Raw genomic sequence first — 11,477 nt, forward strand, 5'->3', positions numbered from 1 at the left:
TTTATTGGGGATCTCTATTTATAATATAACGCAAATAATAAACGCCATTCTATATCAACAGGCATTTTCAGAATCGTATTCATTTAATCAGTAATTTTTTTAAGCTCAAAAATAGTTGCCTCTGATAACAAGATAAGCCTATCGTTATTAACAACAAAAAAACTTAAAGGTATTCCAAGGTTTGTAGAAGGGTCACTTATATTTATTACTTTTACTACATCATTTATATTTAAGTCTGGGATATCTATTTTATATAATCTATAAAAAGAGTCAGAGTTATAACATGTCGCTGTAATCTCATATAATGGTTTTTTTAGTTCATATTGATAAACACTATAGTTTTTAAGTCCTTTTGATGAAAAAAAGTCTTTTTTGATGATAATTTCATCTCCAATAAATTTTTGCCCTGTTGGATATTCAGAAGCATCATTATATGAATTTGCAAATCCTAAAAGCTTCTCAACTTTCCAAGTTCCATAGAAATATTTTTCAGTTTCACTATTCAAATTTATACTTTCTTGAGCACAATATACGGATGTGTTTTTTGGAATAATCGACTCATCTGTTTCAGGTTTAGGCTCACTAGAAGTATTTGGATTTGATGTCATTTCAACATTTCCACAAGCCGATGTTAGCATCAACATTATCATAATACAAACCAATAATATTTTTTTCATATTTCACACTCCCACTATTTTTTCAAGTTCATATGTCTCCTTTTAGATAAAATATTTGTTTTATCAGATGCTAAATTGTTCCATTAGATAATCTCTATAATCAACTCAATTGAAGAAAGTTAACTGTTCATTTGCTTCTAATTGATTTTGCACAAGATGTTTTATAAGATAGTCCCTGCGAAGTATAGCACACATAAAATTATCAATTTGAAATTCAAAATCAGTCATAAACAAACACTCCTCCATTGGATTTACCAACCCAATAAAGGAGTGAATTTTATACATATACAAAGAAGAAATTGATTGGCTTTAAATTACCCAAAAAGAAGTTTATAGGCAAAATCGTTTTAGCCTAAACACCTACCAGCAACCCACAATCCCTTACCACGCACTGCCCCTAACCCTTTCAACTAACCTTATGCTCAATCCGTAGCTTGTCGGCTACCATGGCAATAAATTCCGAGTTAGTAGGCTTAGATTTGGAGATATTAATGGTGTAGCCGAATAAATGGCTGATGGAATCGATGTTGCCACGGGTCTTAATTCTATATAAGTTATGCAATTTTAGGTTGTTTATTGGGTTTTAGCTTGTGAGTTAGTTGGTCACCTTGCTCACAGAATGAATGTATATTATATCCATTCTTATGTCAAGCATACAAATAATAAGGAGTGACACGCAGTGTGTGAATCCCGTTTTCAACATATATCTTCAGTAAGCTATTAAGATATTTTCTCTTCGCCGAATCAATCAGCTTTGACTTTAAAGAATCCTTTATTGTATAAAGAAGTTGAACTGATATGGAAAATAGTAAACAACTTTGTTATATTTTATATTTATCCAAATCATAAATGTCTTCCAAAACTTTCTCAACTATACTGATACTGTCCTTCACAGTTTTTCTTGAAGGTGTTTTTATCTCATGCGCAGCAGTATTACCTACGTCCCTGACTTTTTGCAATATTAATGCATGTTTCCATAAAATGTATTCTCCTTCATATAAACCATATATCTTGCCTTCTAAACTATTTGAACTGCATACAGTGATACCATCGTTCTTTACTTTAGCTACCTTATTTTCCTTATCAAATAGTGTGCCTCCCAAGACACCTACTTCTTTGCAAATCGCTTCTATTAATGTTCTTAAACCAAAAGAAGCTAGCAAGTGAAATTTCAAATTATAAACTTGAATAATTTGATCGTATAATTCTAAAAGATCATCTGGAATCTCTTCAAACTCCTTTGGACTCAATAAATTTAATGAGCCATAAAGGGAAGAACCAGACTCTGGTTTTTCTGGGTACACTGTATACTCCGTTATGTAATCTCTTTCACCGAATTCGTTTTCTTCCCACATATCCTCATCGCCATATTGCTTTATAAAAGCTACCGTTTCACATCCCATGCATTTTGCAATATAATAACTCTCTCTCCACTGAATATCATCTCCGTGTGTTGATCTTCTTTCATAAGGTTCAGCAATGGATTCATGATTCCTCTCACCTTGGCAGCTTTTACAATAAACCTTCGCATGCTTTTTATCTCCCATATATACCCCCACTAGATATGATTTTTACTCACCTATAGCAAGTAATCCCCACTAAAACAGACAAAAGTTTGACAACAAACTCTTCCCATCAACGCATAAAATTCGGATTTGATTCAATTCTTATACCATTACAATTTATGGTTTTGAACAAACTTCTTCTGGCTTCACATAAGTCCTAATTAATGGAACAACAGCCATAAAACCAGAGTGTCCTTCATCCACAGACATTGCAGCCATCCTAGATTTGAAAACATCCTTATCAGGATTATTAAATAGAACCTTTATTTCTTCGAAATGGCTGTTCGACTTTAATTTATAGAAAAGTTTAATGGTACTACCAAACTCCCTTACGTAAATGTATGTCGAAGGAAACCATACTTTCCACCATGCATCCTCTTCTGTAGTGAGGAATTTTGAGATGTTATATAAAACTATATCCGCTTCAATTAAATCTCGTTTGTATTTCGTCTCAGCTCTCTGTACCAAAATATCTGCATATAGGCTGTATTTTCGCAGTCCTAGTCTTCGGTTTCTTTGCTCAAGAGAATCAGGATACAGTTTAAGCATAGCAAAGCTGTCCAACACACTATGATTCCTCTTTGCATTGATTACAAACTCAGCATTAGTTAACTGTGATAGTGTATTATATTTTTTGGCTTTGAGCAGTATGAGTGCAGTATACAAGAACAGTTCAGTAATTAAAAATTTATAGTGATCAAACTGTGTTTCGTAATATGAGCCACTTCCTCGGAATTCAGTAAAACTGTATATTTTCTCAAAAAAATCAACAATATTATCTACATCTAAAGAATCTGCTAAAACCATCACTTCTAATCCTTCGATGTAGTCATCACGTAAAGCAAGCATACTTGAGAGCCTTTCAAGAATGATTTCATCAATTTCATTTGGATTCTCAACTTCTTCTATTGTGAAATCTTTTAGTGATTCCATATAATTATCAGTAAAACTCCCCCATTGATGCTTCAATCTTTGTGGATATCGATCAACATTTGATTTCATTTGTCTCAAAATAGAAGCTGTTTTACTGTGGCTTGTTTCAGGCTGAAACAAGTATGCAGGAGCCTTCCCTAACTCTGGCTTGTTATATAGAGGAACTTGATATATATTACGTAAAAGCTTTTCATAGTTCTCCTCAAAACTATCGAAAGATGACAAGTCAATATAAAGCCTAGATTCTATGAATGTTGGGATGTAGTGCTGCCCCATTTCGTCTCTCTCTGCCACTATAGGTATGTATTTCTCTTGGGAGACATTGTCGTATATATCTGGTGTGATTATCTGAGTTTCTGTTCCGACGCCACCTTTTCTTTTATTTGCTTTTTCTTTATAACCACTCTCACAAATTATCAAAACTTTGTCTGCTGCTTTCATACTCTCCATAAAGAACGTTGTATCTTGACCCTCTTTCAAGTCCCATTTGTCTAGAATCACATCAACTCCATTTTCTCTCAACCTTGCACCCAATTCCACAACCCAAACTTCATGTTCAGGAGTTGTCCAACTGTAGGATATAAATACTTTGGGATTCTCGATAACTCTCTGATTCATTCCCCTCGCTCCTTCAATTCACATGTTCATAATACACATCAAGTTGCGTTTATTTATTTTTAAAACTTACTCTATATGAACATGGATGAATTTCATATTTTGAACTATCAAATATGTTTTTTATGACTTCAACTTTTATAAACTCACTCATTACATTTGAGACTCTATATACGTGATATAAGCCACCTCTATCAATACAGGACTTTGCAACGTTTAATTCGTTCTGACTCATGAAAAAATCAGTCTCTTCTTTAATAGTCGTTTTCACTTCAATACAAACTTCGTTTCCCTCTAAATCATAGGACAATATGTCATAACCATTTTTTTCATTTATAGCCTTGGTTGCATCAATCCTGCTTTCATACGCACTATCCTTAAGATACTTTTTCTCTAACTCGTAAACATACGCTTCGCCCAGTTTCCCTATTTTCATTTGAAATTCATGAAGTTTTAAATAATCAACCATTCTTGGAATTTGAGACTTCAGTTCATTAAATGTATATAGAACCGTAGATATCCCAATTTCCATTTCTTCAGATTGTAGTTTAACAGTTTCATTTGTTATCTCAAGGGGCTTGAATGTACTTTTTTTTTTGATTTTTTCAGCACAGATCATACAGACAATACGACCGTTTATTGACTTCCAATTGGAAGATAAATTTGTATGTTTACGATGACAGTTACTACAACTCAACATATTCGCATTCCGAGTATTCATTATAGTTCTTGGTATTAAATCATTAATTCCTACAAGTTCACCAATGCTTCTCACAATATCAGGCAAACTACTAAATCCATCATATTGCTTCTCAGAGAGTGCTTTAAAAACGGGATGAAACCTCTCAGGAATACCACATTCCTTCCCGTTCTTTAGCTTTAAAATACCGTTACTAAAATCTTTGCTTGTCACATACCTTATCTCATCTACACCAGCGTCTGTATCGAATAATAAAAACCACACTAGCGCTTTTCTTAACATATCAAACCTAGAATAATCTTCATTCATTTTCTCTTGAATAGTCATTATCTGTTCTATACTCAAGATTTCCTTCTTTTTCTTCCCCTTAGTTCCTTTGTCTTGTTTACTTAAAACAAAGTGTTTGACTATATCATCTTTTATCCATATTTTTTCGAACCTATGGTCAGTTATAATATCGTTTGCGAATAAATATTTAAAGAAATACTCAACATAACTATCCCCTGTTTTTTTTCTCGCACTCTGTTCGATATTGTCAGCTATAGGTTTATAGTCATCAAAATTCAAATCTTTAAAATTGTCTTTCTTAGCCCTTTGCATCACTCTAGCTATTGAAGATTTATAACTTGCATGAGAATTTTCATTGTAAAAGAACAAAAAGTTAGCTAAATTTTGATTTGATTCATCTGTTAAAGCATTGAGGACATCATTGCTATTTTTCCTCATGAGACTTCTCCTTATAAGATCAAGTTACTTCCCCACAACCTTTTTCACATACTTCTCCGCTTTGTAATCCTTGCGCACCTCGTGCAGTACACCGCTATTCGCTTCAGACCAAGACTCTAGAATCATTCTTGGCTCTCCTTCAATAATCTTACGTGCTGCAACAATGTCATCGCTTCTGAACGCCTCAATGACGTTTATCAAGTCAGTTCGATCTATTAGCTTTACATGGTTGATGCCAGCCAGCGTCTCACATGGCTCCGTAAACTTAGCTGTAGCGATCACGATAGCTCTCTTAGCTTTGTAGTACCTCATGCATGAAAAGACCTCCTGTACAGCACTGATGCCTACTGGATTGTCTATACGATACCGCTTTGCTTGAACAACATTTCTGACACCTTCACGATCAGTGAAAACAACATCCGCTCCGAAATCGCGACTCCCTACAGTCTTGTAGACTCCTGAATAGCCCAGTTCTATGAACAGCCTGTACAGGTACATCTCAAAGCCAGAACCATCCTCCATCCTGTCTATCTCAGCCATGGTGATAGCTTTTAAATCATAATTCTCTTCAATAAAAACTGCTGATCTCTTTTGTTTACGTTGAAAATTCAAGAATAACAAACCAAGTACAACAATCACTACAACCATTGATACAAATAAAACATAGACCATTAGGGCTACCTCCAATACAAACTAGTAAAATCATACCATATTATCCTTGGAAATAAATCAATTTATTGGATATTTCGACATAGAAGAGAGACAGTCATATTCGACTGCCTCTCTGTAAAACACTGCTTTATTTTTGTATGCATTACACTTTTCCTATTAACCTAAAAATTCGCTTCCTTCGCTACCTTCGCACTTGCATATGATAACCATGTAGAATAATCAATCATCTTTTTAGCACTCTGATTCTCCGAATGTTCCACGATATAACGAAATACTGTATGAGCATAATGAATCGCAAGACTAGAAGTTGTTATAATCTGCATGGAATTAAATACTGGTGCGGCAGTGAAATTCCCCTTAGAAACAAACAAATGATCTACCACTGGAGAACCGTGAACCGTCATAGACAATGCACCATACAACTTATCATAATCGCCATTCATCTCAACTACTTCACATAATGCTTTGAAATTTGCTTTACGATACTTATGCTTCAACTTAGAATCCTGTTCCATTATTCCCCACAGGTGTTTACTATACCAACTTGATTTTAGATTATATTGATGTTTTATTTGCTCAAACATCCGTCCGATTTCAGCATGCTCATTTGCTGGTATTATGCGTTTATCTTTCTTTATTGCTAGATGCTTTTCTATGTATTTATAATTCAAAAACAATTCCATTCGATACTTAAGGTCTCCATAAATGAATTTAGTTGTTACTGCTGTCTCAAATAATGATCTGAGTATAATTGAAGCTTGATGAACGCAGCCGCTTTTCAAACAACTATAAATCGCATATACATCTGTTGAAGTTTTTGATGCTAATAAGAAACTACCTTGATCTGCATGCGACAACACTTCTGAGTCAGCTAGATAATTAAGAAAGTAATAGTATGTCAAAAGTAAATATAGTGCTGTATCATGTTCTTCATTCTGTTCTTCTAGCCATTTTGGGAAAGTCTGTTCAATATTTAATATGTAACGCTTAAATTCCTCCTCAACGTCACCTAAAGAAAACAAGTCATACAATTCCAAACATCTCACCCCTAACACGATAGACTTCTATAATTCCTTTGAATTACTTCTATTCCAGAGCAGATTTATCCTTAACTATAATAACATAAGTTGAAATTCAAAATCCCCTAAGAATAACACCTTTGCCACCTATGACACCTATTTTATAGTAGAATACTCCCAGAGTAATAATTCAAAATAACTCTGATTATAATTACAGACCATCTTAATTTAGAAGGGCATTAGACGCCCTTCTAGTTTATTTAAAAACGTTTCTATCACTGAAAGAAGAAATTCATTAGCCAAACACAGGAACAAAACCTGTTACAACCGCATCGCTAAAATCAACCTTACCTTGCAAAACCACCGTATTAGTATTCGCGTTCAATACTAAATTTCCACCCGAAGGTTTAATCTGCAAACCTCCATTAATTGCTTCAACTGAACCTCTAAAGGTTCCGTCACTCCAAAATCCTAATGAAGAATAGTTTGAACTTTCAATCCTCACACCATGTAATTGATTACTTCCATTGAAAGAATTAAGTCCAGAAGAGTTTAGTTCAATCCTGTTCCCTGAATCAGAAGTTTTGAACAATCCCCCTATAATCGTTGCACCTGTGATAGTACTACCTTCAATTGAGTTACCGATGATTCTTCCTCCTTGGAGAGTTGGAGAGTAGATCATCTTGCCGTTGATAAAAGTACCACTGTATGTTCCACTTGCAATAGCAGAAACTCCATTTATCGCTGTGTTAGCTGTCGTTTGTGCAGTTGAAATAGTGGGATCACTGTTAATATTGCTCCAAGACATTGTGCCACTTGTCATGTTGATGTTGCCGCTGATGTCAGTATTGACCAATGTCGCGTTTCTGGCAACCAAATTGCCGCCAAGCGTACAATGGTAAGGAAAGGTTCTACCATTTGCTTTTTTTAAAAGCTTACTATCTTCAATTACTCCTTGTCCTTCAGCAATGCCATCGTTAGAGATCAAGAAGCAATTCAGCTTGCCACCAACTGTTTCGTCAGCTACATGATGATAAGCGCTTATTATCGCTTCATCTACACCAATACCAGACTGACGACTTTGTACACCAAGGCAATATGCCATAGCCTCCTTTTGGTGCGCTCCAATAGAGTAAATTTGCCCTTCACTGCTATCCTGTTTCTCCAAAACGAAATCTTTGCTATTGAAAAAGTAATATGCTGGCATCTGCTTTTCCATTAGGAGGATTTTTACGATTATACCAGCATCCTCATGTGGATGAAGTTTCTCATAATAACGAAATTCCTTCTCAGCTTCAATTTTAATGTCTTGAACTGTGGATGAAGCTCCAATATTATTAAATATCTTCTCAGCGACCTCTACTTCGCCGCTTATAAAAACAACTTTATTGCCGACTCTCCTAATCTTCCTATAATCATCAGTAACGTGATGATTCTCCCCATTAACTCCGATACACACACGACTATCCGCACACACAAAAATCTGATTCTTACCAAAATAACTAAAACATAAACTCATACTGCTACCTCTTCTTTCATATTTTCGATACTTTCAACAAATTTAATATAAACAACCCCAAAGTCATCAACGTTCAGTTCCAAACAGCTTTTCGTTTCTTCTTGAAAATCTGGCATATGCACATAGCGTACACTTGTATCTTCCGTTACAACGCTGACTGGAATGCCCATATCAATAACCAGTGGTTCATTCATCAGCCTGTCCTTACCAATGATAAGTATTGAATACTCCTCTGTGACACGCCTGATGCCTATGTTGAGATTGCCCTGCATCATACTGCGCGTTACACCTAATTCCAATACTTCATCAATTCGAGAAATTGCATTTACAACACTTGAGCATTCAAACACAGTTTCCGTAGAGTCTGTTTTTGTGGCGACTATAGCGATGCATGGTGCTGAGAACCTTTCGATTGCTCTTTCTGATGCATTTTGGCTAAAAGGGACTGCTTCAATGTTATCCATGGTATATCCCATAACATGGTCTTTCCTACCAATTGTAGGTCTATAATTCAGTCTCATATTATCCTCTTTGTAGATCTGGTATTGTGAAATCCATTCTTTCATAAACCAATGTTCTGCAAGTAGTGCTTCAGCCATAGCATGACGATCTTTAAATTCATGCGGTTTACCAAAATATGTTGGTCTATTTTTGTTTTTCGTTCTTTCAATTGAATTCTGGCTTGATCTAACCAGCAAAATCACTGCCTCCAATTTCTCAACAGCACTGACTAACCCTGATAAATTTGCACTAAATTCCTTTGACTCTAAAATATCGCTACAGAAAGCATCATCCTTTTTACACCATCCTCTTCCTTTCAACCTTGCAATCCTTTTCTTCTCTTGTAGTACTTGCCTTCTCTCAATTTTGCTCTTCAATTTCGTCTACCTTTCTATTAATTTGTATTTTTATAGCACGCAAAAAACAGCCAAAGGATTAATCCCAAGGCTGTTTCAGCATTTACAATATGGTTGTATTACTTTAAATTGTGTATTAATCTGCATATAAGCATAGAACCTTCAAACTTCTAACTAAATACATACCTATATGTAATACAACAACTTCTATTAGTTTGGATAATATAAAGCCCTTCACTATTTATAGGGAGTTGGGAGACTTTCATCAAGTGGTTTTGTAAACCACCGATTTTTCATGCTTATGGCTATGGCATTCATCGCAGTCATATACTATATATAGGGAGTTGGGAGACTTTTATCCAGTGATTCTGCATACCAGCTATTTTGTCGCTTTGATAGCTATAGTATTCTTTTTAACCTTACACTTCTTATAGGGACATGGGAGACATTTATCAAGTGGTTTTGCAGATCCCTTATTTCAAGCTTATGCTATTCATTATAGCCTTACACTATATATAGGGAGTTGGGAGACTTTTATCTCGTGGTTTTGGCGACTTCTATACTAAAACAGCCTGTCGTAGTAGAACAGCGCTTGGTATATTGTGGTAAAAATAAATTTTCAGTGATCTAAAGATAGCCCCCTCCCATAAAAAAAGCATCCGTAGATGCTCTTCATGTTTAATCACTATTTAATTTAACTTTTTTCTTTACGAATATTTAACTCCCTGTAAAGCGTTGCTTTCATAACCCCAGTCATTGCTTCAATATCCGCAATAGAATGTTCCTGACTGTCATACAGCTTCAAAGCACGTTCAATCTTCTTTGAGTCAGTTTTAGGTCGCCCTCCTTTTCTCCCCCTTGCTCTGGAAGCCGCCAATCCAGCTTTAGTTCGCTCCAATATCATCTCTCGTTCCAGTTCAGCGATAACACCTATCATCTTAAACACGGTTCGTCCACTAGATGTGTAGAAACTGATAGACACTAGTAAACATTTCAATCCATCTGGTCACACTTATAGTACATATTCGTTGAACTATTTCTACTCAGGCTTTGTTCTATCCCTTAAGTTTCAGCTAAACCCTACTTTATTACACACACCTGTTTCTATCAGATTTGCATTAAACCAACCCGTCAAGTAATCAAAGAAAACATAGTTCAATGCATTACCATCTTGACTACTATTAAAAATTATCCCAGTAATCCCCTTTCTTTTTGCACATTGAGCAATGAAAGTAGGTACTAAATATTCCAGACCAGTTGAAGTATTTAGGCTAAAGCTACAAAATTGCACTAAAGGAGTTTCCTTTTCGGTTAAATCAATTAAATTAACTTGTTTAATCAATTCAAGCATCATTACATCGACAGCTATGTTGCTATCTTTTAAACATTCTTTTATTGCAACATCTTTATTATCGCAGGCATAAAGTTCTCCATGCCCAGGGTAATTAAATCTCCCCATTCCTGTTACTCCAAAAGGAGCAGAAAACATCTCTTCTGTAGTGTATGGAATAGCTCTTTTTTCGGAATCTCTTGGTCTTGCTCTGAATAATAGAGTATTGATTTGAATAGTTCGCACCTTAATGTTATTTAATTCATCGAATATCCTCCTTCCCACTTCATGTTCAAGTCCTAGCATAGGGTATTTCGCTAAATGATTATAAAAAGACAAAGCTTCATCTTTTGTTATTTGGTTGAGAAGTTCAATTGAACTAACTGTACTTACCATTGATTTAATAGGTATTTCCTCACTCGTATCACTCATAACAAAGAAAGAGTCAATTCCACCTTCTTCCTGAAGCTTGCTTTCAATTTTATATTTTGATGGAGAAACTCCTGATAATATGTTCTTCACATTTTGATTATCAATATGTAATGAAGGATATGCCTTTTCAAATGTCTCTTTTGGTACTACTAGGTTCTTAAATAAATTATTAGTCGCAGCATCATATGCGCTCCCTAGCTTCAGCACTTCAGGTGCAATTCCTATCTTTGCAGCATCGTATGCGCTCCCTAGCTTGAGCACTTCAGGTGCAATTCCTATCTTTGCAGCATCATATGCGCTCCCTAGCTTGAGCACTTCAGGTGCAATTCCTATCTTTGCAGCATCATATGCGCTCCCTAGCTTCAGCACTTCAGGTGCAATTCCTATCTTTGCAGCATCGTATGCGCTCCCTAGCTTGAGCACTTCAGGTGC

At 35.4% G+C, this 11,477-nt stretch carries 10 protein-coding genes and 1 pseudogene; all 11 read right to left on the reverse strand.

The genetic code is table 11. The annotated features are described in order from the left end of the window. Nucleotides 1-83: 83 nt before the first annotated feature. Nucleotides 84-677 carry a hypothetical protein gene (locus ACFWMP_RS18270; RefSeq protein ID WP_339242848.1) on the reverse strand — a complete coding sequence of 198 codons (594 nt, stop codon included), beginning with the start codon at nucleotides 675-677 and terminating at the stop codon, nucleotides 84-86. A gap of 406 nt (nucleotides 678-1,083) precedes the next feature. Continuing rightward, nucleotides 1,084-1,215 (reverse strand): annotated as a pseudogene (locus ACFWMP_RS18275) (sporulation initiation factor Spo0A C-terminal domain-containing protein); the annotation flags it as partial. A 283-nt stretch (nucleotides 1,216-1,498) separates the two neighbouring features. Next, a complete protein-coding gene (locus tag ACFWMP_RS18280) occupies nucleotides 1,499-2,224 on the reverse strand; it encodes a DUF4145 domain-containing protein (RefSeq protein ID WP_379424410.1) in 726 nt (241 codons plus the stop codon). Between the two features lie 135 nt (nucleotides 2,225-2,359). Further along, complete coding sequence (locus tag ACFWMP_RS18285) at nucleotides 2,360-3,793, reverse strand: SEFIR domain-containing protein (protein ID WP_379424411.1); 1,434 nt, start codon at nucleotides 3,791-3,793, stop codon at nucleotides 2,360-2,362. Nucleotides 3,794-3,842: 49 nt separating this feature from the next. Further along, nucleotides 3,843-5,216, reverse strand: coding sequence for a protein NO VEIN domain-containing protein (locus tag ACFWMP_RS18290; RefSeq protein ID WP_379424412.1), 1,374 nt, complete (start codon nucleotides 5,214-5,216; stop codon nucleotides 3,843-3,845). Nucleotides 5,217-5,240: 24 nt separating this feature from the next. After that, complete coding sequence (locus tag ACFWMP_RS18295) at nucleotides 5,241-5,888, reverse strand: restriction endonuclease (protein ID WP_379424413.1); 648 nt, start codon at nucleotides 5,886-5,888, stop codon at nucleotides 5,241-5,243. 161 nt (nucleotides 5,889-6,049) lie between these two features. Beyond that, nucleotides 6,050-6,925 (reverse strand): DUF5677 domain-containing protein, encoded by an 876-nt coding sequence (locus tag ACFWMP_RS18300; RefSeq protein WP_379424414.1) that lies wholly within the window; start codon nucleotides 6,923-6,925, stop codon nucleotides 6,050-6,052. A gap of 277 nt (nucleotides 6,926-7,202) precedes the next feature. Beyond that, nucleotides 7,203-8,426, reverse strand: a complete 1,224-nt coding sequence (locus tag ACFWMP_RS18305) for a hypothetical protein (protein WP_379424415.1) — start codon at nucleotides 8,424-8,426, stop codon at nucleotides 7,203-7,205. After that, the gene (locus tag ACFWMP_RS18310; RefSeq protein ID WP_379424416.1) at nucleotides 8,423-9,304 is read right to left on the reverse strand and encodes a hypothetical protein; all 882 of its coding nucleotides are present in this window, start codon (nucleotides 9,302-9,304) and stop codon (nucleotides 8,423-8,425) included. Before ACFWMP_RS18310 ends, ACFWMP_RS18305 begins: the two co-directional genes overlap by 4 nt. A 673-nt stretch (nucleotides 9,305-9,977) precedes the next feature. Beyond that, nucleotides 9,978-10,265: a recombinase family protein gene (locus tag ACFWMP_RS18315; protein ID WP_379424417.1), complete on the reverse strand. Its 288-nt coding sequence runs from the start codon at nucleotides 10,263-10,265 to the stop codon at nucleotides 9,978-9,980. Nucleotides 10,266-10,352: 87 nt separating this feature from the next. Then, nucleotides 10,353-11,477: RES family NAD+ phosphorylase (locus ACFWMP_RS18320; RefSeq protein ID WP_379424418.1), on the reverse strand; the 1,125-nt coding region annotated here is incomplete at its 5' end.

The organism is Paenibacillus sp. NPDC058367 (genome assembly GCF_042723305.1).
Lineage (GTDB): Bacteria > Bacillota > Bacilli > Paenibacillales > Paenibacillaceae > Paenibacillus_AQ.